Source organism: Streptomyces sp. NPDC004647 (genome assembly GCF_040609575.1).
GTDB lineage: Bacteria > Actinomycetota > Actinomycetes > Streptomycetales > Streptomycetaceae > Streptomyces.
In genome coordinates this window covers 1-22,688 of sequence record NZ_JBEXKU010000024.1, presented here as the reverse complement: position 1 = coordinate 22,688, position 22,688 = coordinate 1, and the positions used below count along the sequence as shown (strand labels likewise).

Genomic DNA, 22,688 nt, shown 5'->3' with positions numbered 1-22,688 from the left:
GTTCCGGTGGGCCGCGGGAGTGCGGGTCGGGGGGTGGGGCTGTGTCCGGGGCGGTGTCAGTGTGCCGGTGCTGGGGTGAGGGCGGGTTCCGGTGGGCCGAGGAAGTGCGGGTCCGGGTGTACCGCCGCGTCCAGAGCGGCCTTGCCCGCCGCCGCGATTTCCCGCAGGCCGCCGTAGTACCAGGTGGCGTCCCGGGGTTCGGGAACACCCACGCCGTATGCGTCGATCCCGGCGGCCTCGCACAGCGCCAGGGCGCGCCGGATGTGGAACCCCTGGCTGATCAGCACCGCCCGGTCCACCCCGAAGATCCGCTTGGCCCGTGCGCAGGAGTCCCAGGTGTCGAACCCGGCGAAGTCGCTGACGATGCGGCTGCGGGGCACTCCGCGGGCGGCGAGATATGACCGCATCGCGTTCGGCTCGTCGTAGTCGGTGCGGCTATTGTCACCCGTCACCAGGACGACCCGGATTCTCCCCGCCCGGTACAGTTCCGCCGCCGCGTCCAGCCGGTGCGCGAGATACGGCGTCGGGTTGCCGCGCCACAGCCCCGCCCCGAAGACGACGGCGACCGGGGCGGACGGCACATCCGCCAGGTCCCGTACGCGTGGCGAAGCCGTCGCCTGCATCCAGGTGGCCGGCATCAGCGCCAGTACGCACCCGAGCACCGCGCCCTGCACGGTGCGCCGCTTGGCGCGCCGGGTCCGTGGCAGCCGCGGTCTCGGTACGCGCAGTCCGCCGCGCGGTCCACGAATCTGCGGCAGCCGTGGCCTTCGCATGGGTCCTCCCCCTGAACGTCCGATCGCGGAACGTCTGATCGTTCTCTCCCAGAGGGATGACGTTGGGGAGACCGAAAGGGTTCTGCCGGCGGCGGACGACCGGCATACCGGTCGGCCTTCCCGCATCCGTCCAGTCAGGTCCGGAGAACAGATGTCCTGGGGCGGGCCCGGGTCCGTACGGGCCTGGGACGGGGACATCCCCGTCGACGGCTCCGACCGGTGAGGGCCTGGAAACCAGTTGTCATCCAGCCGCAATGGCGTGGCAACTGCTGGTGGCCAGAATCCTTGCATGACGGCGTCGAACACTCCTTCCGGCTCTGCTCACCTCGACAGCACGGCGCAGCTGATGAACCTGATCACCGCGCAGCTCGGCACCCGGCTCCCGCTCGACGGAGCCCGCAGCCTGCGCCGTCAGCAGGTCCCCAGCGACGGCCTCGCGCCTGCTCCTGGCCCCGGCCGTGGCCCTGGCCCCGGCCCTGCCCACACCCTTGTCTCCGCCTCAGGCCCTGCCTCCGCTCCCGCCTCCGGCCGTGACGGACACCACCCACCGACGCTCGTCGCCGTCGCCCACGGCAGCCGTGACCCGAGGGCTCTGGCCACGGTGAGCGCGCTGCTGGAACGCGTTCGTGCGCTGCGCCCCGACCTGCCGGTCCGGCTCGGGCACATCGAGCTCAACGCGCCGCTGCTGCCGGACACCCTCGCCGGGCTGCGCGGCGAGGCCGTGCTCGTACCGCTGCTGTTCGGACGCGGATTCCACGTCAAGCAGGACATTCCGCAAGCCCTCGCCGAGGCACCCCATCTGCGGGCCCGTATCGCCGCACCTCTCGGCCCGCACCCGCTGCTCGCCGAGGCGCTGCACGCCCGGCTCGTCGAAGCGGGATGGCGTGCGTCCGACGAGGGGCCGAGCGGGAGCAGCGGCGTTGTGCTCGCGGCTGCGGGGTCACGCGATCCGGACTCGGCCGCCGACACCGAACGTATGGCCGCACTGCTCAGCGCACGGCTCGGCGGAGTGCCGGTCCTTCCCGCCTACGCATCGGCGGCCGCACCCACCGTCGCCGACGCGGTGAGCGAGCTCCGCGCGCGTGGCTGCCACCGGGTCGCCGTCGCCTCGTACTTCGCGGCGCCCGGCCGCTTCGCCGCCCAGTGCGCCGCCGAAGCACCCGGTGTCGCGGCTGCCCCGATCGGCGCGCACCCGGCACTGGCCCGCCTCCTGCTGCACCGGTACAAGGAGGCGCAGGACGCCGAGGCCACTGTCACGGCGGGCAGGGCCGCGGCAGCCTCTGTCACGGCAGCCACTGCCGCGGCCGCCGCGGCCTAGAACGGCAGCCCGTCACTGGTTTCCACGCTCCCCATTTGAGGCCGTCATTCCGCGACGGCCCGACGCGCCGACCCGGCTGTCGGCCGCGCCCGTTACTGTCCATCTATGGCAGGTAATGACCGGGCGGGCACATTCGCCGCGCAGCACATGGCACAGGAGCAGTACGGCCCCTACGGCGAGGCCGACACCGAACGCTGGGCCGCCGAGCCCGACAAGCGTCCCGGCCGTACCTCCTTCCAGCGCGACCGGGCCCGCGTACTGCACTCCGCCGCGCTGCGCCGGCTCGCGGGCAAGACCCAGGTCGTCACCCCGGGGACCGCGCCCGAAGAGCTCGCCGACGGCACGACATCCCTGGCGTGGGACGCCAGCCCGCGCACCCGGTTGACGCACTCTCTCGAATGCGCGCAGGTCGGCCGTGAACTGGGCGCCGCGCTCGGCTGCGACCCCGACCTCGTCGAGGCAGCCTGTCTGGCTCACGACCTCGGCCACCCGCCCTTCGGGCACAACGGCGAGCAGGTCCTCGACGACTTCGCGAAGGACTGCGGCGGGTTCGAGGGCAACGCGCAGTCGCTCCGCCTCCTCGCCCGTCTGGAGCCCAAGCGGTTCGTCCACGACGCCTCGGGAGAGCTTGTCAGCGTGGGCCTCAACCTCACCCGTGCGACTCTGGATGCCGCCACCAAGTACCCCTGGCCGCGCGGCGGCCACCCCACCAACCGCGGCTCCAGGAAGTTCGGCGTCTACGAGGACGACCTGCCGCTCTTCCGATGGATCCGGGAGGGCGCACCGGATCACCGGCAGTGCTTCGAGGCCCAGGTGATGGACTGGTCCGACGATGTGGCGTACTCGGTTCACGACATCGAGGACGGTCTGCATGCCGGGCATCTCGTCCCCGGCATGCTGCTCGCCGCGCCCGACCGCCACGAAGTCTTCGCCTGCGCTGTGGACCGCTACGCCCCGCCAGGCACCGAGCCCGACGAGCTCGCCGAAGCACTCGACCGCCTCATCAATCAGGACTGGTGGCCGCACGGCTACGACGGATCGGCCGTCGCCCAGTCCCGCTTGAAGGACACCACCAGCCAGCTCATCGGCCGGTTCTGCCTCGCGGCGGAGGGCGCCACCCGTGAGGCGTACGGTACCGGCCGGCTCACCCGGTACGCCGCGGAGCTGGTCGTACCGCGCGCCACACGCCTCGAATGCGCGGTGCTCAAGGCGGTCGCCGACCTCTATGTGATGCAGCGGGCGGAACAGGAGCTGGTCCGCGCGAACCAGCGCGTCGTCCTCAGCGAACTGGCCGAGGTGCTCAGCGCCCGAGCGCCGGACGGTCTGGACCCGCAATTCCGGGCCCTGCACAAGGCGGCGGAGGACGACGGGGCTCGGCAGCGGGTGGTCGTCGACCAGATCGCCGCGCTGACCGACGGGTCGGCCCGTGGCCTGCACGCAAGACTCACCTCGCGCGGCTGACGCAGGCTGGTCGGCTGACAACGGCTGAGGCTGACGACGGCTGAGGCGGATGACGACGGATGACGACGGCTGAGGCGGATGACGACGGATGACGACGGCTGAGGCGGATAACGACGGATGACGACGGAGGGAGTGGTGACGGGTGCCGCGGGGATGTGGCGGAGGCGTGGTGACCGATGGATCGGCTGCCCGTGGCCTGCACGCGAGGCTCACCCCGCGCGGCCGAGGCGGCCGACAGCGGCAGGAGCAGGTGACCCGTGCGGCGGAGTCCCTCTTCCCGCACCACGCTCCGTGCGGGAGGCTCGCTTGAGGTGAGCAGAGCGGGGGGACCATGGATTCAGGCTTGAAGCCCGGCAGCGAGGAGGCACCAAGTGGTCGACGCACATCAGACCTTCGTCATCGTAGGAGGAGGGCTGGCAGGGGCAAAGGCCGCCGAAACCCTGCGCTCGGAGGGCTTCACCGGACGGGTCATCCTGGTCTGTGACGAGCGCGACCACCCCTATGAGCGCCCACCGCTGTCCAAGAGCTATCTGACCGGCGCCGCCGAGCGCGACAGCGTCTTCGTCCACGAGCCCGCCTGGTACGCCCAGGCGGAGATCGAGCTCCACCTCGGCCAGCCCGCGGTCCAGCTCGACCGCGCCGCCAAAGCGGTCACCCTCGGCGACGGCACCCGTATCCACTACGACAAACTGCTGCTCGCCACCGGGGCCGAGCCCCGCCGCCTCGACATCCCCGGGACCGATCTCGCCGGCGTCCACCATCTGCGCCGCCTCGCCCACGCCGAACGGCTGCGCGGAGTCCTCGCCGCCCTCGGCCGGGACAACGGCCACCTCGTCATCGCCGGCGCCGGCTGGATCGGCCTCGAAGTCGCCGCGGCGGCCCGCGGCTACGGTGCCGAGGTCACCGTCGTGGAAGCCGCGACCACGCCGCTGCACACCGTGGTCGGCCCCGAGCTGGGGTCACTCTTCACCGACCTGCACAGCGAACACGGGGTCCGCTTCCACTTCGGCACCCGGCTCACCGAGATCACCGGCCAGGACGGCGTGGTGCTCGCCGCCCGTACCGACGACGGCGAGGAGCATCCGGCGCACGCCGTCCTCGCCGCGATCGGTGCCGCCCCGCGGACCGGGCTCGCCGAGATGTCCGGCCTGGCCCTGGTCGACCGGGCGGACGGCGGCGGCGTCGCCGTCGACGCCTCGCTGCGCACCTCCGACCCCGAGATCTACGCCGCCGGGGACGTGGCCGCCGCCGAGCACCCGCTCATCGGGACCCGGCTCCGTGTCGAGCACTGGGCCAACGCCCTGAACAGCGGACCGGCCGCAGCCCGCGCCATGCTCGGCCGGCAGGTGGCGTACGACCGTGTGCCGTACTTCTTCTCCGACCAGTACGACGTGGGGCTCGAGTACTCCGGCTACGCGCCCCCGGGCTCGTACGACCAGGTGCTGCTGCGGGGCGATGTCGGCAAGCGGGAGTTCATCGCGTTCTGGCTCCACCAGGGTCGGGTGCTCGCGGGGATGAACGTCAACGTGTGGGATGTCACCGAGCCGATCCAGCAGCTGATCCGCTCGGGAGAGCAACTGGACCTGGATGCCCTCGCCGAACCCGGGGTGCCTCTGGCGTCCCTGCTCACGTAGCGGCGGACGCGGACGGCGCGCGGCGCGCAGGCAAGCGGGGAGCAAGCGGGCAAGCGGGCAAGCGGGCAAGCGGAGTCTGCTCGCTCAGCGTGCTGGACCACACCGGGCGCGCGTGCTGTGTGCATGCTGTGATCCTGAATCCGGCGGCGGCGCGGAACCTGTGGCCGGCCGCCCGGTGCCTGCTCAGCCAGGTGCGGGCATCCGTGCCCTGCTCAGCCAGGTGCGGCCGGTCGGCGCCTGCTCACCCAGGTGTGTGATCAACCGGGTGCCTGCTCAGCCGGTCACCGCTCACCTGGTGAGCGCTGGGGCGGGGCCCGGCTCCCCTCACCGGACCTGTGCTCGGCCCGCTCGTTCCCGCCGGGCGCCACTGCCGCGCGCCTGCCGCTTCGCCGAAACCAACGGCGGCGTGAACCGGTGTAGCACCTCCGCCGTAGAATTCACGCGTGGCAGGCAGGATCAACGATGACGACGTGAAGGCGGTCCGGGACGCGGTCCCGATCGACGCCGTCGTGTCCGAGTACCTCCAGCTGCGCAACGCCGGGGGCGGCAACCTGAAAGGTCTGTGCCCCTTTCATGATGAGAAGTCGCCGTCTTTTCAGGTGAGTCCCAGTAAGGGGCTTTTCTACTGTTTCGGTTGCCAGGAGGGCGGCGACACCCTCGACTTCGTGATGAAGGTCGACCACCTCTCCTTCTCCGAATCGGTCGAGCGGCTGGCCTCCCAGGCGGGCATCACCCTCCGTTACGAGGAGGGCGGCTACAACCCGGGCCGCCAGCAGGGCGAGCGCATCCGGCTCGTCGAGGCGCACAAGGTCGCCGCGCAGTTCTATGTCGAGCAGTTGGACAGCGCCGAGGCGGAGACCGGCCGGAAGTTCCTCGCGAGCCGCGGCTTCGACCAGGCCGCCGCCCAGCACTTCGGCGTCGGCTACTCCCCGGCCGGATGGGACCACCTCGTCCGCTTCCTGCGCGGCCGGGGGTTCAGCGACAAGGAGCTGACCCTCTCCGGACTCGCGCAGGACGGCCGCCGCGGCCCCATCGACCGCTTCCGCGGCCGGCTGATGTGGCCCATCCGCGACATCACCGGCGAGGTCATCGGCTTCGGCGCCCGCAAGCTCCGCGACGACGACAACGGCCCCAAGTACCTCAACACCCCCGAGACCCCGCTCTACAAGAAGTCGCACGTCCTCTACGGCATCGACCTCGCGAAGAAGGACATCGCCAAGGGCAGCCGCGCCGTCGTCGTCGAGGGCTATACGGATGTGATGGCCTGTCACCTGGCCGGAGTCACCACCGCCGTCGCCACCTGCGGCACCTCCTTCGGCGGTGACCATGTGAAGATCCTGCGACGCCTGCTGATGGACAACTCCCGGGCAAGAGTGATCTTCACCTTCGACGGGGATGCGGCCGGGCAGCGAGCGGCTCTCCGCGCCTTCGAGGACGACCAGAAGTTCGCTGCGCGTACGTCCATCGCCGTCAGCCCCGGCGGCATGGACCCCTGCGAACTCCGCCTGGCCCAGGGCGACGAGGCCGTACAACAGCTCGTCGAGGGCAGCACACCGCTCTTCGAGTTCGCCATCCGATCCCTGGTCGACCGGCACGACTGCGATTCGCCCGAGGGCCAGGCGGCGGCCCTGGAGGAAGCCGCGCCGATCGTCGCGCACATCAAGGACCCGTCCATCCGGCACAAGTACGCCGTGATGCTGTCCGGGCTGCTCGGCTATGTCACCGACAACCAGTTCGTGGTCCGCCGGGTCGGCCAGCTCTCTCGCTTTGCCGGCGAGCGCGGCCGGCGCCCGGAGCAGGGCGGCCGTACGAACCACCGCGACGCCGCTCCCGCCGCGCAGCGGCCCGCACCGCCCATGCCGCGCGGCCCCGCGCTCAACCTCCGCAGCCCTGCCCACCGTGTCGAGCGCGAGCTGCTGAAACTCGCCCTGCAACGCCCCGAGTTGGTCTCCCCGGCTTTCGACGCCTATGGCGCGGACGAGTTCACCGCCCCGCCGTACACCGCCGTACGGCAGACCATCGAGGCAGCTGGGGGAGCGGCCGCGGCGGACAGCGAGTATCTGGCCCGGGTCCGCGAGGCCTCGCCCGACGACTCCGTACGCGCCATGGTCACCGAGCTCGCCGTCGAGCCGCTGCACACTCGCCGCGAAGCTGATCAGGTATACGCGGGCGAGCAGTTGGTGGCCGTCCGCCTCGCCGCCGTGAATCAGCGCATCACCGATATCCGCGGTTCCCTCCAACGTCTGGGCGCGCACGCGGACCCCGAACATCTGGCCGCTGTGCAGAACGAGCTGTGGATCCTTCAGCAGTACGGCCAGTCCCTTCGAGAGCGCGGCGCCGACGCGCTGTAGCGGCTCAGCCGGGCCCGGGAGCCAACGCCACTACACCCCGCGGTAGCCGAGCGGTCACGGACCGGTCTCAAAAAGTGCTCGCACGCCCCTCGTGGCAGGCGTGTGTCGTACTCCACACTGGTGGGCGGTGCCTGAGTCCTCGGAGCGCGGCGGGTCTGGTCGGTTGGGGCCGGAATCCCCTGCGGATCCGTATCCGACGTACGGGACGGACTGCGGCGCGGCCGCGGACGTTCCGCCGCCGCACGCCCCCGATCCGGCAGCGATCACCCTGGAGGTCGCCCCCGTGCAGACCCGGACCCTCACCGGCGCCGTCACCAAGGTGCCGCCGCAGTCCCTCGCCCCGCACCATCCGGAGGCGGAGCTGCCGCAGCCGGAGCCGGCCGACCCCGAGCCATTCGAGACCGAAGTAACCGACCCCTCGTCACCTGAGTCGGCGTCACCTGGGTCCAAGCCCGCCTCGAAGCCCAACCCCGCCTCGCAGCCTGAGCCGCCGGGATCCGGAACGCCGAAGTCGGCGCCGTCGAGGTCCGGGACACCTGTGCCTGACGCACCACCGCCCGGAACGCTGCAGCCCGGTACACAGCCCTCCGGTACACAAGAGTCCGGATCGCCCCATCCGGATCCCGACCGGGCGGAGACCGCCGCGCCCGAAGCACCGGAATCGCCCGCCGGTGAAATGGTCGTCGAGGAGATCACGCCCCAGGCGCCGCCCACGCGGGCCGATACCAGCGGGCCCTCCTCCGACCTGTTCCGCCAGTACCTCCGCGAGATCGGCCGGATCCCGCTGCTGTCCGCCGCCGAGGAGGTCGAGCTCGCCTGCCGTGTCGAGGCCGGGCTCTTCGCCGAGGAGAAGCTGAGCACTACGCCCGACCTCGCTTCCCAACTCGCTGTCGATCTCGACAAGTTGGTCGTCCTCGGACGGATGGCCAAGCGCCGCCTCATCGAGGCCAACCTCCGGCTCGTCGTGTCCGTCGCCAAACGCTACGTCGGCCGCGGCCTGACCATGCTCGACCTCGTCCAGGAGGGCAATCTCGGCCTGATCCGGGCCGTCGAGAAGTTCGACTACGCCCGCGGCTACAAGTTCTCCACGTACGCGACCTGGTGGATCCGCCAGGCCATGTCCCGGGCCCTGGCCGACCAGGCCCGTACGATCCGGGTCCCGGTCCATGTCGTCGAGCTGATCAACCGGGTTGTCCGGGTCCAGCGCCGGATGCTCCAGGAGCGTGGCTATGAGCCCACCGCCGAAGAAGTCGCCGCCCACCTCGACCTCCCGCAGGAGCGGGTCCGCGAAGTGCTGCGACTCGCCCAGGAGCCGGTGTCACTGCACGCGCCGGTCGGCGAGGAGGACGATGTCGCCCTCGGCGACCTCATAGAGGACGGCGACGCCGCCTCACCCGTCGAATCCGCCGCGTTCCTGCTGCTGCGCGAGCACTTGGAAGCGGTGCTCTCGACACTCGGCGAGCGGGAGCGCAAGGTCGTACAGCTGCGCTACGGGCTGGCCGACGGCAGGCCGCGCACTCTGGAGGAGATCGGCCGGATCTTCGGTGTGACACGCGAACGCATCCGCCAGATCGAGTCCAAGACCCTCAACAAACTCCGCGACCACGCCTTCGCCGACCAGCTGCGCGGCTATCTGGACTAGCTTCCTCGACCTCAGCCGCCGGGTGGGCCCGAAGAGTCAGGCCCACCGGCGACGGAAGGCAAGGACCGGTCCACCCGGCGATCGAGGCAAGGCTCCGCCCAGCGAGCGAGGCTTGCTCAGTCCACCTCCACCACCGCCTGTGCGAACTGCGCCGAGTACAGGCGCGCGTACGCCCCCTCGGACGCCAACAGTGCCTCGTGTGTGCCCTGTTCCACGATCGAGCCGTTCTCCATCACCAGGATGACGTCGGCGTCGCGGATCGTGGACAGCCGGTGCGCGATGACGAAGCTGGTCCGGCCGTGGCTGAGCGTCGCCATCGCCCGCTGGATCAGCACCTCGGTACGGGTGTCCACGGAGCTGGTCGCCTCGTCGAGCACCAGGATCACCGGGTCGCACAGGAACGCCCGAGCGATGGTGATCAGCTGTTTCTCGCCCGCACTCACCCCTGTGCCCTCGTCGTCGATCACCGTGTCGTAGCCGTCCGGCAGCGTACGGATGAAGCGGTCCGCGTGCGCCGCCCGAGCCGCCTCCTCGACCTGCTCGCGCGAAGCACCCTCGGCCCCGTACGCGATGTTCTCCGCGATCGTGCCGCCGAACAGCCAGGTGTCCTGGAGCACCATGCCGATCCCGGCGCGCAGTTCCTCCCGCGACATCTCCGCGACATCCACCCCGTCGAGGGCGATCCGGCCGCCGCTCACCTCGTAGAACCGCATCAGCAGATTGACCAGGGTGGTCTTGCCCGCGCCGGTCGGCCCGACGATGGCGACCGTCTGGCCCGGCTCCACGGCCAGCGACAGATCCTCGATGAGCGGCTTGTCCGGCTCGTAGCGGAAGGAGACCCGCTCCAACGCCACCTTGCCGCTCAGTGCCACCTCCCCGTTCAGCGCCACCTTGCCGCTCGGTGCCACCGGGCGCGCCGGGGTCTCGGGGTCCGGGGCCTGTTCCTGGGCGTCCAGCAGCTCGAAGACCCGCTCGGCCGACGCCACTCCGGACTGCACCAGATTGGCCATGCTCGCCACCTGCGTCAGCGGCTGGCTGAACTGCCGGGAGTACTGGATGAAGGCCTGGACGTCACCGATCGACAGCGCTCCGGTCGCGACCCGCAGACCGCCGATGACTGCCACCAGCACGTAGTTGAGGTTGCCGATGAACATCATCGCGGGCTGAATGATCCCGCTGATGAACTGCGCCCGGAAGCCGGACCTGTACAGCGCCTCGTTCTGCTCGCGGAACGCCGCGGCCGACTCCTCCTGGCGGCCGAAGACCTTCACCAGGGCATGCCCGGTGTACATCTCCTCGATGTGCGCGTTCAACTTGCCGGTGGTCTTCCACTGCGCCACGAACTGCGGCTGCGCCCGCTTGCCGACGGCCGTCGCGACAACCACCGACACCGGCACGGTGATCAGCGCCACCAGCGCCAGCAGCGGCGAGATCCAGAACATCATCGCCAGCACGCCCACGATCATGAGCAGAGAGTTCACGATCTGGCCCATGGTCTGCTGGAGGGTCTGGCCTATGTTGTCGATGTCGTTGGTCGCCCGGCTGAGCACCTCGCCGCGCGGCTGCTGGTCGAAGTACGACAGCGGCAGCCGGGACAGCTTGGCCTCGATGTCCTCCCGCATCCGGAAGACGGTGCGGTTGATGGCCCGGGTGGCCAGCCGGCCCTGCACGATGCCGAACAGCCCGGCCGCCACGTAGATCGCCAGGACCGTCAGCAGCACCGAGCCGACCGCGCCGAAGTCGATGCCGTGCCCGGGGGTGAAGTCCATCGCGGAGAGCATGTCGGCGAGGTCGTGGTTGTCCTGGCGGCGGAGGTTCTGTACGGCCTCGGCCTTGCTGGTGCCGTCCGGCAGTTGGCGGCCGATCACCCCCGCGAAGATCAGGTCGGTGGCATGGCCGAGGATCTTCGGGCCGAGCACGGACAGGGACACGCTCGTGATGCCCATCGCCAGCACCCCGTACATCAGCACCCGTTCTGGCCGCAGCTGCCGCAGCAGCCTCTTCCCCGAGCCCTTGAAGTCCATCGAGCGCTCGGTCGGCTGACCCCCCATGAGCCGGGCGGGGCCCACCGCGGGGGCCGGTCCGCGGCGCGGCGGGGACGCCTGGGTACTCACGTTGCCTCCTCTTCGGTGAGCCGGTGGAGCGGGGACTGGGTGGGGGGAGTCCGGTGGGGTGGTCCGGCTGCCGCTCGGTTATTCACGCAGCTTCCTCTTCGGTGAGCTGGGAGAGAACGATCTCCCGGTAGGTGCTGTTGGCCGCCATCAACGCGTCGTGCGTGCCGGTGCCCACGACCCGGCCCTCGTCGAGCACGACGATTCGGTGGGCGCCGCGGATCGTGCTGACCCGCTGCGCGACGATCACCACGGTCGCCTCGGCGGTCTCCCGGGTGAGCGCCGCGCGCAGCGCCGCGTCCGTGGCGTAGTCCAGCGCGGAGAAGGAGTCGTCGAAGAGATAGATCTCCGGCTGCCGGACCAGCACCCGGGCGATGGCGAGCCGTTGCCGCTGACCGCCCGAGACGTTGCTGCCGCCCTGCGCGATGGGCGCTTCGAGGCCGCCGTCGAGACGTTCCACGAATTCCTTGGCCTGCGCGACCTCCAGCGCGTGCCACAGCTCCTCGTCCGTCGCGTCCGGCTTTCCGTAGCGCAGATTCGAGGCGACGGTCCCGGAGAAGAGATACGGCTTCTGCGGTACGAGTCCCACGGTCTCCGCCAGCAGCGCCGGGTCCAGTGTCCGTACGTCCTGCCCGTCGACCAGTACGTCGCCGCCCGTCGCGTCGAACAGCCGTGGCACCAGCCCGAGAAGGGTGCTCTTGCCGCTGCCCGTGGACCCGATCACCGCGGTGGTCTCACCGGGCCGGGCGACCAGGTCGACACCGCGCAGCACCGCGGCCTCGGCGCCCGGGTAGCAGAAGTCCGCGCCGCGCAGCTCCAGATGACCGTGCCGCCTCAGCTCCCGTACAGGCTCGGAAGGCGGCACCACACTCGATTCGGTATCCAGCACCTCCTCGATGCGCTCGGCGCAGACCTCGGCGCGCGGCACCATCATGAACATGAAGGTGGCCATCATCACGGACATCAGGATCTGCATCAGATACGAGATGAAGGCTGTGAGCGCGCCGATCTGCATGCCGCCGTCGTCGATCCGGTGGGCACCGAACCACAGCACGGCGACGCTGGAGATGTTCACCACCGTCATCACGACGGGGAACATCAGTGCCATCAGCCGGCCGGTCCGCAGCGAGACGTCCGTCAGTTCGGTGTTGGCACGGTCGAAGCGCCGCCGCTCGTAGTCGTCCTTGACGAACGCGCGGATGACGCGGATACCCGTGATCTGCTCGCGCAGCACCCGGTTCACGGTGTCGAGCCGCTCCTGCATGGTGCGGAACAGCGGCCGCAGCAGTCGCACGATCACCCCGACCAGGATCCCGAGCACGGGGACGACGGCGAGCAGCAGGGAGGACAGCGGTACGTCCTGGCCGAGCGCCATGATGATGCCGCCGACGCACATGATCGGTGCGGAGACCATCAGCGTGAAGGTCATCAGCACCAGCATCTGGACCTGCTGGACGTCATTGGTCGTCCGGGTGATGAGCGAGGGCGCACCGAACTGGCCGACCTCGCGGGCCGAGAAGCTCTGCACCCGGTCGAAGACGCTTGCCCGGATGTCCCGGCCGATGGCCATCGAGGTGCGGGCACCGAGGAACACGGCGGCGATGGCGCAGATCACCTGGAGCACGGTGACGACGATCATCACGCCGCCGAGCTCGAGGATGTGACCGGTGTCCCCCCTCACGACACCGTTGTCGATGATGTCGGCGTTGAGGGTGGGCAGGTAGAGCGTGGCGATCGTCTGTACGAGTTGCAGCAGCACGAGCCAGGCGATGGGCCGTCTGTACGGGGGGAGATGGGAGCGCAGAAGTCGGATCAGCACGCGGGTCTCTCGGGTCTCGTCGGCAAGGCGGATGGTGGCAAGATCGGGGGCCGGTCCCATCCTCCGACATCGAGGCGCGTGGCCGTCCCAAACAGTGGCAAAGGCCCTTCGCGCTCGGCGGAACCGGAATTGGCTCTTTCGCAAGCTCTGTTCGAGGCCCGGGCGCGGGCTCAGGGCACAGTGCTCAGGGCACGGGGAATGGGGCGAGGCCCATCTCCGGCTCCCGGCGCAGAGCCCGTACACAATCCCCCGGTCGGGCCCCGCGCACAACTGCTTTTCCGGGACCACCAGGCCAGGCTCAGAGCTCCAACGATGAGCCCGCTCTCTGTTCCGTCCGGGCCCAACCCGCCCTGCCCATGGCCTTCCCAGGCCTTCGACCCGCCCCAGCCGACTTCGGCGGGCTTACCGCGCCCTGCCGGCGGGAGCCTCCCTGAGCCCCGGGCCCGGATCGGGTCGGCCAGGCCCGTCCGGTCGGCTCTGCTCGGCCCCGGCCCATGCGGTCCTGCCCGTGCGGTCCGGCCTGTCCAGTCCAGTGTTCGGTGCGGTCCGGCGTCCGGTCCGGTTCGGCTTGACCGGTCTGGTCCGGCTCGGCCCGTCCGGTCCAGTTCCGACTGGCTCGGCTCGGCTGCCTATTCAGTTCCGCCTGGCTCGGCTCGGCCCGTCCGGTTCAGTTCTGCCTGGCTCGGCTCGGCCCGGCTCGGAGCCTGGCGAGAGCCGGGCACGTGCCCGCTTCCGGGAGCGCAGAGCCCCTCCAGCCGCCGCCCGGTCAGACCGCCCCGAACGCTCCCGGATGGGTCTGCTCACGCACCGACGCGTACTGCTGCCGTACGGCCTGGCCGACCGGCAGCTCCTCGCCCGGTTCGAACACCTGGGCCGCAGGGCTCTGCCACAGCGGCGGCTGCTGTGGCGACAGCGTGCCCTGTGCGACCCCCAGCGACCATGCCGCCTGCCGGGCCGCGCCCAGCGCCGCGTAGTCCGCGGCCTGCGGCACGATCACCTGCGCCGCGAAGAGCACGGGCGCCGCGGCCTGGATGGCGGGCAGCTCGGCGGCCGCCCCCAGCAGGAACACCCGCTGCACCGCGACCCCGCGCCCGCGCAGGATGTCCAGCGCGTCCGCGAGCCCGCACAGCATGCCCTCGACCGCGGCCCGCGCGAGGTGCTCCGGCTTCATGCTCTCCCGGCGCAGCCCGGCGAGCGTCCCGGCCGTGTGCGGCAGGGGCGGGGTCCGCTCGCCCTCCAGGTACGGGAGCATCACCAGCCCGTGGGAGCCGGGCGTCGACTTGAGCGCGAGCGTGGACAGCCCGTCCAGGTCCGTACCGAGCAGCTCGGCGGTGCCGCGCAGCACGCGTACGGCGTTGAGCGTGTGCACGACCGGCAGGTGCATGCCGGTCGCGTCGGCGAAGGAGGTGATGGTGCCGGTGGAGTCGGCCAGGGCCCCGTGGTGCACCGCGAAGATCGACCCGGAGGCGCCCAGCGACACCACCACGTCGCCGACGCCGACCCCCAGACCGAAGGACGCCGCCATCGTCTCGCCGGTGCCGGCCGAGATCAGCAGCCCCTCGGGTGTGGTCCCGGCGGGCTCGGCGGGACCGAGCACATCCGGCAGCGGCACCTGCCGTCCGAGCGCCAGCTCGACGAGATCCGGGCGGTAGACGCCGGTGGCCGCCGACCAGTAGCCGGTGCCGGACGCGTCGCCCCGGTCGGTGGTCTGCCGGGCGGGGCGCCCGAGCAGCTGCCAGACCAGCCAGTCGTGCGGCTGGAGCACGGCGGCGGTGCGCTGGGCCGACTCGGGCTCGTACTGTGCGAGCCAGCGCAGCTTGGCCACGGGCTGCGCGGCCGACGGTACGGCTCCGACGGCCTCCGCCCACGCCGTACGCCCGCCCAGCGCATCGATCAGATCGGCGGCCGCGGCCTGGGCGCGCTTGTCGTTGCCGAGCAGAGCAGGGCGGACGAGGGAGCCCTCGTTGTCGAGCGCGAGCAGCCCGTGCTGCTGCGCGGACACCCCGATGGCCTGGACGCCTTCCAGCACTCCACCGGTCGCGGCCTCGCCGAGCGACATCAGCCAGGCCTGTGGATCGATCTCGGTGCGTTTGCCGACGGAGCCGCCGACGCCGCCCTCGCCATCGGCCGGGTGCGGCGCGTACCCCTGCCTGAGTACGGCACCGGTGTCGGTGTCGCAGACGACGATGCGTGTGTACTCGGACGAACTGTCCAGGCCGGCGACTATCCCCATGCCGCCAGATGATGCCCTACTGCAGCTGTCGACGGTTACCTGGTCGCCCCCGCAGTTCCGCGACCGGTCCTCGGCCGGGCACGGCGGGGGCCGCGCCCGGCCGAGGACCGGTCCGGGTGAGTCCCGGTCGTGGCGCTCCTGGTGGTGTCGGGGTCACCCGGGCCTTGGCGGCCGGCCCGTCACCCGGGGGCCTGTGGCGCCACGTAATCGGTGGTTCCCCGGGTGTGGCGACGCCGGTGCCGGAGCTCACCACAGGATGTGGCTGAGCCCCTCACCTGCTGCGCCGCCCACGTGCCGCGCCCCTCACGTACGGAGAGGCGCGGGCGTCACGTACGGAGAGGCGCGGGCGTCACGTACTGCGCGCGTCACGTATTGCTGGTTCCCCAGTCGTCCTCCCCCGATGTGCGCTGCTCGCGCAGAGAGCGGACTCGGTCGGTCACCGAGTCCGGGATGCGGTGGCCGACCTTCGAGGAGACCGTGTCGACCGCCTTCGAGGCGGCTGCGCGGCTGTTCTGCGCAGCGGACTCGGCGGCATTTCGGACCGCCGGGTTCTGTGTGACCTGCCGCGCGGTCTTGCGCAGCTGTTCGTACCGCTCCCGCCCGGCCCGTGCTCCCAACACGTAGCCGACGGCCAGACCGGAGATGAACGTGAGCCGGTACCGCATGGCTTCCACCCTTCGCTCGAGTCGTACGGGGCGCATTCCCCGTCCGGTGGGTGCCGATGCGAATACGGATTTCGGAGCACCCGCTGGCATGCGCTAATGTATTGCTCGCAGCGAGGAGCCGCCCCCGGAGCACCGGCACGGCGGGTCCGAGCGGAGCAGTCCCCTGTAGCTCAATTGGCAGAGCAGCCGGCTGTTAACCGGCAGGTTACTGGTTCGAGTCCAGTCGGGGGAGCTCATGATGAAGGCCCCGGTCGCGGGGCCTTTTTTCATGAGATCACGGATCTTGGAACCGCGGGTACGGTGATCGATGTCCTCCATGCCAGGGTCCGCAGCCCACACGGGCGGCAGATCTTATGAGCAGCTATGCTGCGGCAGACGGCGCGCACAGATGTGCGCGGCGCGCCGTTACGGGGCGGTAGCTCAGCCGGTTAGAGCAGCGGACTCATAATCCGTCGGCCGTGGGTTCGAGTCCCACCCGCCCCACCACTAAGTGGTTAAGCAGGATCGTTTCTACCTGCGGAAACGTGAGAACGGGGGCCACCGCGCCAGCGCGGCGACCCCCGTTCACCCGTCTAGATCAAGATCCAGTGGACACACAGTGGACACGGGGACGGATTCGGGTCCAGAGCGGGTTCACGCGGCCTTCGGGCGGGCGCTGCGACCCCGGCGGGTGCCCTTCCCGGTGCCGCGGCAGTCCTTGCGGCAGCTCCCAGCCGTCGATGCCCGGCGCTTCGGACCGGGCGATCGTGAAGCGGACGAGCGAGAAGTACGGCCGTTGGTCTTCCGGGTACCGGTCGTTGAAGTTCTCCACGCGAAGCAGCTCCATGCCGCTGCTGGCGCAGTGCTCGCGTATCCACTTCAGGGCGGCGTTCGCCGCGTGCTCTTGGCCTCGGCCGGTGGTCCTGATCTCCCCCAGGAGGTCGGTGCCCGGCTGCGTCTGCGCTCCGATGGCCCAGGTGTTGCCCGTGGAACGGGCGCCGTGGGCGAAGATCACGGCCACGTCGGCCTGGAAGGCGCTGTCGGGGAGGCTCAGAGGGCGGTGCGTCTCGTACGACACGTCGCGCGGGACGACGGAAAGGGTGGACTCGGCTTCGGCGCGCATCATCTCGGGCAGCACGCTCGTGTAGGTGTCCGAGGTGATCTGCCGGGAGGAGTGCCCCAGCCGCTCCTGGACGACCTTGATGTCGTTCTTGGCGAGGAGCGACAGCGTGGCGGAGATGTGCCGGAGGTCGTGGAGGCGGACCGGGGGCAGGCCGGACAGTTCCACCAGGCGCTTGAAGCGGCGGCTGACCCAGTCCGGGTGAAGAGGCTCACCGTTCTCGTGCGTGAAGACGCGATCGGATTCGACCCAGGCTTCTACGCCGGACCACTCCTCGCGCTCCTTCTGCTGCTGCTCTCGCCACAGGCGATTGACCTCGGCGGTCTCGAGGCTCAGCCAGAGGGTGCGCACGCTGTCGGCCTTGGGTGCCTCGCCGTAGAGGCGGTAGGCGACCTCGACGATCTGCGCGGAGATCCGTAGCCAGAGGGCGTCGAGGCTGACCTCTGGCCACGGCAAGGCGCACATCTCGCCGCGGCGGGGGCCGAGGAAGATGAAGTCGTGCCACAGGGCATAGAGCCGGTCGTCCTTGACGAAGTCGAGGAATTCGCCGGTCTGCTCGGGCGTCCAGACCATGACGGGGCTTGGCTTCTCGCCGGTCCGCTTCCAGTGCTCGACGCGCTCGGGCGTCCACACCAGGGGCTTGGCCCGTGCGACGGCCGGCAGCTCCACGAGCTGGGCCCAGTTCTTGACGAACGCGCTCTCCCTCTTGATGCCCCAACTCAGGGCGGAGGAGAGGGTGTCGTTGATGCGGTGCATTGTCGCTGCGGACGTGACCTTGCGCAGGCCCCTGCGACCGTCGCGCAGCGCCTGGTTGGCTTCGATCCAGGCGCGACGTGTGCGGCGGCGCTCCTCTGTCTTTCCTGCGGCCCGTACCCAGGCTGTGTGAGCCTCGTCGCGCGCTGTGGTGAGTTCGTCGATGCGGAGTCGGTGGAGAACGCGCTCGGCGTTCTCCTTCTCTATCGCGTCGTACATGCGGTCCAGGTGGCGGACGCGCAGGTCTCGCCGCTTGATGTGGCCCAGGTGGGGATCGAGGTAGTTGTTGATGTGCTCTTCGTAGCCATGGCGCGTGGTGCGAGCGAGTGACTTCTTGGCAGTGAGGAAGCGGCGGAAGAAGTCGCCGCACAGTTCGTCGGAGAGAACGTCGGTGCCACCGCTGGCGGCGTCGTACAGCTCGTTCGCTTTCTTCTTGGCTTCGTCCTTCGTGGCGAAGCCGCCGCGGCGCACGCGCTCACGCTTGCCTCCCTCGCCGCGTTCGAGCTCGAAGTAGAAGGCCCAGGTGCCGTGTCCCTTCTGCTTCAACTTCGGGCAGGTCGTCCCAATGGACCCGATTTTCGGGGTTCCGTCATCGTTGAGGACAGGCTTGCCCGACCTGTCGGTGAGCGGCCCCTTGCACTGACATCGCCGGTAGTAGCTCGGCGAGAACATCCGACCCCCTGCTGTCGACTGGCCCACTGCCAGCCGTGGTTGTGCGTACGGTTCCGTACGTGCCTGGCTTGATCGTTCTTCATCTTGCTGGGGGTGTCGGACACTGTTGTAAAGTCACCTTCAAGTTGGCGCGGGGGAGAGAGCGACCAACGACATGACTGCTCAGGAAGCTGGCGGGCAGGCTCCGGCCGGAGCGATGGGTCTAGAGGAGCTGCTTGCGCTTCCGGCCACGGTCAACGTGACAACTGCCGGACGTGCTCTTGGTATTGGCCGCGACAAGGCGTACGAGTTGATCCGCACAGGGGGCTTCCCCGTTCGGACACTCGCGCTGGGCGGCACGGTCCGGGTGCCGACGGCGGAGCTGTGGAAGGCGCTGGGTGTTGAGGGGCTGACGGCTGCGCGGGGGTGAACAGCGTGGCTGGCGGCATATGCCTGCCTCATAGTGTGAGGCGACCTTTGCAGCAGTGTGACCTACCTTGGTTACAGTTATATATGTCACTGGGGGTCGGTCAAGGCGAGGGGAGCTGTCAGGTGCCACGGCTGTACGGGTTCGAGGACATGGCGTACCGGCGGCTACGCGAGCCGGAGGCCGCTGCTGTCCGACAGGCCGCAAGCCGCCGCTTGGTGGCGCAGTCCTACCCTGCGATCACGGACTGGATGAACGCAGAGGGTCATCGGACCACACGTGGTGGTCTGTGGCGGCCGGCCGCCCTGGCGAACGTGCTGGACCACCCGGCGATCGCTGGCCTCACCGAGAACGAGAACGGTGAGCTGGTGAGCAGCGGCGGCCCGCAGATCATCACGCCCGAGGAGTTCCTGGCCATCCGCGCGCTCCGCCCGTCCAACGATCCCAACAGCGATCGGGCGGAGCAGCGCGAGTACCTCCTGACGGGGGGCGAGAGCGTTTGCGGGCTGTGCACGAACTGGCTCGACGCGTCGCCCTCCAATAGCGGGGCCCGGGGGTACCGGTGCAGCCCGAGTACCAAGCAGCATCCTGGCGGCTGCGGCAAGGTGCGGATCAATGCCGACCTGCTGGAGACCTACGTGGCGGAGCACGTGCTGGCGGAGCTGGCGAAGCCTGAGGTGCAGGCCCTTTTGGAAGCGGCGCGGGACCAAGTGCTCGGCGAGGTCGAGCAGTTGCGCAAGGACATCGAAGCGGCCCGTGCGCAGCAGAAGGAGCTCGGGAAGGACTACGCCCGGCGGGAGATTTCGAAGGAGTCTTTCAAGACGGCCGACCGAGAGCTGTCGAAGAGTATCCGGGATGCCGAGGTGCGGGCACGGATCCTGGAACAGGTCAACAACGCGCCCTTGGGCGGCGTACCCGACTTGGTGCGGTGGTGGAAGCATGCGCCGCTGCGTTCCAAGAAGGGCCTGGTGGTGCTGATGCTGGAGCAGGTCGTTGTGTATCCGGCTGCGTCCCGTGGGTCACGCACGGTGGATAGCGATCGTGTGGCGTTGCACTGGCGTAGCTGGACCCAGGTCCCGGCGTAGCTGCCGCAGGTCCATTAGGTCCAGCTCGTACGGATGGGCCCGGGTTCCGCAGCGAACCCGGGCCGCGCCCATCTGGTTCTTGGGTTGTCCTCTATCCAGCTGGCGGGAGGTGTGTCTCCGCGCTCGGATCCAGGAAGCGATCGAAGAAGCCTTGGTGAGGGATGCCGCACACGCGTGGGGGCGTCGGGATGTCACCGGCGATGAACAGGGCGATGATCAGGTCGTGGCCTCCCGAAGCGCCGGCGAGGAGGGTTCGCTGTAGCAGCCGTTCCGCGCTTCGCAAGTGTCCACGGACGGTCTGTGGGTGTATGCCGAGCTCGGTCGCTGCGCAGTCGGCGCTGGCATTGTGGGCGAACCATACGCGGAGGGTCCGCCTCAGGTTCCGGTCATCCTGGTTCAGCGGGGCGAGGGTCATCTCAGCCCATGCTTTGGCTGAGGGAGTGGACAGCATCTCTTGGAGGCGTGCCTCGGCTTGGTACGAATTCTTGCGGCGACCAACCGGATCTGTCGCGTCGATCTGGAGCGCCAGGTCGAGTACTGCGCAGGCCTGCACGTCGCTGAGGTCGAGTTGGAGCAGTTCAGCGGCTTTCTTGAAGCGGCTGGTGACGGTGTTGCGGTGCACATCGAGGACCTTGGCCACTTTGGTTGTGGGAAACGCCAGGGCTAGGCGGACGGTGGTGAAGAGGTCGTCGCGTTCCGCCCGAGATGCGTTGATGAGCGGCTGCAGGAATGCCTCTGCCCAGTGGAATGCCTCTTCCTGATCGATTACGGCCGTGATCTGTGCGTGGCTGTTGTACTGCCACGCTCGCTCCGGTAGGTGCTGGGCGACGCTCAGAGCGCGGGTCGCGTCCCGATATGCGTCGGGCGTATGAGCGAGAGCTGCGGCCTCACTGACCCCGAGGTAATGGTCGTCCAGGGCCGCTGTGACCCTGCGCAGTGTCGCGTCGACCGACTCGCTGCCTTGTGCCGACGGTTCGTTGTCTGCGGGCGCGACAACGATGAGGTGGTTGTCGTATGCCGGGCATGGGACCAGGAGAGCTCCGTCGATGAGTGCCGGTTCCGGAGTGGGCATGGTCACCCCCGGCGGGGAGGGGTTCCTGATCTCTTGCTGGATGATCTCTGCCGTGTAATGGCGGTCTCCTGTGGAGCAGTCCACGATGTAGACGCGGACGGTGTCGTCCAGCGCGCCGGGTGCGAGGCTGGCGGCCGCACGCCGAGCAAAGGTCGCCTGGCCGCTCATCAGCAGTTGCAAGATCGCCACATGCACTTCTGCGGCGGCTTCGTGTACCTGGTGCCAGGCGTGCTCGCGATTGAGGGTTGGCAGGAGGAGCGTCAGGACATCGGCAACGTGGGAAACGGCCTTGGCTGCTTGTGGCGGATATGGCTCGGTCCGGGCCGTCGCCAGGACGGCATGGGGGGCCTCGGGTCCGATGGCGAGCAGCCGGGCCTTCAAGGCCCTCTCGTCCAGTACCGCCGACTTGAGCTCCCCGGCAGCCAGGCGCGAGATCTCGTCCGCTGCTGTGGCGAGGACCTCGTGGGCAGCCTTTGATGAGGCGGCGAGAGGCCAGCCGTCGGAATTAGTGAGCGTCACGTGGCCGTCGAGGACCTCCGCCAGCCATCCGACCAGGCGGGGCAGATTGGGAGCTGCGGCTTGGTGCCGGATCTGCTGAAGGAGCCTGCGCTCCAGCCGCTCCTGTCGCTTTTCATGGCCGACCATGCACACCTCGGGCACCCCCAGACGCCGCTTGGACCGAGCAGCAGTGCGGCGTGGGCCCACGTGGGGTGAGCGCCGTGCACCCGCGCGGGCGGCGCCAGTGGGGTGGCGCCAGCGGCAGATTGAACGTCAACTTTGCGCCATCATCCAAATGTTTGCCTAAGTACATGTCAACGTCGTCAAAACCACGGGGCTTTGAGGGCGTGAGGGGCGCGTCAGAGGGTAGGTGGGCCGGTTTACCTGCATAGATGCATCAAAACCACTTGACATGTGGGGCGTTGATGCGTGGCGGGGACCTCCACGTTCGACCGACAACGGTCGTCTTTGCGGGTGTGCGCCGCGATAAGGGGCTGTCCATGCACTGTGCACCGGGAGTCGGCACCATGGCCGGTTTCTGGCTAGCGTCGTCTACGCCGTCGAAGCGCGGATTCCACTTGCCGCGCAGGCCAGCTTGCGCACGCACGCGCAGCCCACCCCGGCGGCGCGATGGCCGGCTGACGTGGAGCGCGGACGCCGGTCTCTTACGGGAGGAATGGCATGGCCGAGCTCGATCTGGAACGCGTCGCCGCTCTGTCGAAGGAGCCCTCGCGCGTACTCAATCCCGGCATGGCGCCGGCGGATGCGGCGAGAGCTGCGCGCACGGCCGTGGAACTGCTCGCAGTGATGCCGGACTTGGAGGAGCCCTTGCGGAAGTCGGCGGGCGAGGACGATGGCGCTTCCTCCCGATAGATAGATGACATTATTGAAGGCATGATGTACGTTTCGTAGTGCCGGCCGGGGACGGCAGTCGCAGGATCCCGACCGGCAGCGTCGTGATGAGCGGCGTCCTTCCCTGCTCCTCGCGGGTGGCCGACCCCCCGCGCCCCGCCCGCGAGGAGCTGGCCGTATCGGTGCGGTCGTTGGGGTGCGTGATGGGAGCGGAGCCCGTCGCGGCGTGAAGCCGCGACGGGCT

15 protein-coding genes and 2 tRNA genes are annotated in these 22,688 nt (G+C 69.6%); 10 read left to right on the top strand and 7 right to left on the bottom strand.

Translation table 11 applies throughout. The features are described 5' to 3' along the window. Positions 1 to 56: 56 nt before the first annotated feature. The gene (locus ABZW18_RS13320) at positions 57 to 773 is read right to left on the bottom strand and encodes an ElyC/SanA/YdcF family protein (protein ID WP_356186333.1); all 717 of its coding nucleotides are present in this window, start codon (positions 771 to 773) and stop codon (positions 57 to 59) included. A 289-nt stretch (positions 774 to 1,062) separates the two neighbouring features. Here ABZW18_RS13320 and ABZW18_RS13315 point away from each other — a divergent pair, with 289 nt between their 5' ends. The 5 genes from ABZW18_RS13315 (at position 1,063) to ABZW18_RS13295 (ending at position 9,179) form a co-directional block, all read left to right on the top strand. Then, the gene (locus ABZW18_RS13315) at positions 1,063 to 2,091 is read left to right on the top strand and encodes a sirohydrochlorin chelatase (protein WP_356186331.1); all 1,029 of its coding nucleotides are present in this window, start codon (positions 1,063 to 1,065) and stop codon (positions 2,089 to 2,091) included. 147 nt (positions 2,092 to 2,238) lie between these two features. Continuing rightward, complete coding sequence (locus ABZW18_RS13310) at positions 2,239 to 3,552, top strand: deoxyguanosinetriphosphate triphosphohydrolase (RefSeq protein WP_356186459.1); 1,314 nt, start codon at positions 2,239 to 2,241, stop codon at positions 3,550 to 3,552. A 371-nt stretch (positions 3,553 to 3,923) separates the two neighbouring features. Next, positions 3,924 to 5,186 (top strand): FAD-dependent oxidoreductase, encoded by a 1,263-nt coding sequence (locus tag ABZW18_RS13305; protein WP_356186329.1) that lies wholly within the window; start codon positions 3,924 to 3,926, stop codon positions 5,184 to 5,186. 443 nt (positions 5,187 to 5,629) lie between these two features. Next, complete coding sequence (dnaG, locus tag ABZW18_RS13300) at positions 5,630 to 7,537, top strand: DNA primase (protein ID WP_356186326.1); 1,908 nt, start codon at positions 5,630 to 5,632, stop codon at positions 7,535 to 7,537. A gap of 127 nt (positions 7,538 to 7,664) precedes the next feature. Next, positions 7,665 to 9,179, top strand: coding sequence for a sigma-70 family RNA polymerase sigma factor (locus ABZW18_RS13295; RefSeq protein ID WP_356186324.1), 1,515 nt, complete (start codon positions 7,665 to 7,667; stop codon positions 9,177 to 9,179). 116 nt (positions 9,180 to 9,295) lie between these two features. Here ABZW18_RS13295 and ABZW18_RS13290 read toward each other — a convergent pair whose 3' ends face one another. From ABZW18_RS13290 to ABZW18_RS13275, 4 genes are all read right to left on the bottom strand, one after another. After that, entirely contained in the window at positions 9,296 to 11,230 is a 1,935-nt protein-coding gene (locus tag ABZW18_RS13290; protein ID WP_356186457.1) for an ABC transporter ATP-binding protein, read from the bottom strand. A gap of 145 nt (positions 11,231 to 11,375) precedes the next feature. After that, the gene (locus ABZW18_RS13285; RefSeq protein ID WP_356186454.1) at positions 11,376 to 13,109 is read right to left on the bottom strand and encodes an ABC transporter ATP-binding protein; all 1,734 of its coding nucleotides are present in this window, start codon (positions 13,107 to 13,109) and stop codon (positions 11,376 to 11,378) included. A 766-nt stretch (positions 13,110 to 13,875) separates the two neighbouring features. After that, a complete protein-coding gene (locus ABZW18_RS13280) occupies positions 13,876 to 15,342 on the bottom strand; it encodes an FGGY family carbohydrate kinase (protein ID WP_356186322.1) in 1,467 nt (488 codons plus the stop codon). Between the two features lie 365 nt (positions 15,343 to 15,707). Continuing rightward, on the bottom strand, positions 15,708 to 16,007 hold the full coding sequence (locus ABZW18_RS13275) for a YtxH domain-containing protein (RefSeq protein ID WP_356186320.1): 300 nt from the start codon (positions 16,005 to 16,007) through the stop codon (positions 15,708 to 15,710). 159 nt (positions 16,008 to 16,166) lie between these two features. On the opposite strand from ABZW18_RS13275, the gene ABZW18_RS13270 reads away from it, so the two are divergent. Together ABZW18_RS13270 and ABZW18_RS13265 are read left to right on the top strand one after the other, a co-directional pair. Next, positions 16,167 to 16,239: transfer RNA gene (locus ABZW18_RS13270), tRNA-Asn, on the top strand. A gap of 177 nt (positions 16,240 to 16,416) precedes the next feature. After that, a tRNA-Ile gene (locus ABZW18_RS13265) sits at positions 16,417 to 16,493 on the top strand. 91 nt (positions 16,494 to 16,584) lie between these two features. Here ABZW18_RS13265 and ABZW18_RS13260 read toward each other — a convergent pair. Then, the gene (locus ABZW18_RS13260; RefSeq protein ID WP_356186317.1) at positions 16,585 to 18,405 is read right to left on the bottom strand and encodes a tyrosine-type recombinase/integrase; all 1,821 of its coding nucleotides are present in this window, start codon (positions 18,403 to 18,405) and stop codon (positions 16,585 to 16,587) included. A 280-nt stretch (positions 18,406 to 18,685) separates the two neighbouring features. On the opposite strand from ABZW18_RS13260, the gene ABZW18_RS13255 reads away from it, so the two are divergent. Both ABZW18_RS13255 and ABZW18_RS13250 read left to right on the top strand, forming a co-directional pair. Beyond that, positions 18,686 to 18,940, top strand: a complete 255-nt coding sequence (locus ABZW18_RS13255; RefSeq protein ID WP_356186314.1) for a DNA-binding protein — start codon at positions 18,686 to 18,688, stop codon at positions 18,938 to 18,940. Positions 18,941 to 19,089: 149 nt separating this feature from the next. Further along, positions 19,090 to 20,022 carry a recombinase family protein gene (locus ABZW18_RS13250; protein WP_356186311.1) on the top strand — a complete coding sequence of 311 codons (933 nt, stop codon included), beginning with the start codon at positions 19,090 to 19,092 and terminating at the stop codon, positions 20,020 to 20,022. A 91-nt stretch (positions 20,023 to 20,113) separates the two neighbouring features. Here ABZW18_RS13250 and ABZW18_RS13245 read toward each other — a convergent pair whose 3' ends face one another. Beyond that, on the bottom strand, positions 20,114 to 21,739 hold the full coding sequence (locus ABZW18_RS13245) for a helix-turn-helix domain-containing protein (protein ID WP_356186308.1): 1,626 nt from the start codon (positions 21,737 to 21,739) through the stop codon (positions 20,114 to 20,116). A 534-nt stretch (positions 21,740 to 22,273) separates the two neighbouring features. Between ABZW18_RS13245 and ABZW18_RS13240 the strand changes: the two genes are divergently transcribed. Continuing rightward, positions 22,274 to 22,465: a hypothetical protein gene (locus tag ABZW18_RS13240; protein ID WP_356186306.1), complete on the top strand. Its 192-nt coding sequence runs from the start codon at positions 22,274 to 22,276 to the stop codon at positions 22,463 to 22,465. The last annotated feature ends 223 nt before the right edge of the window (positions 22,466 to 22,688 follow it).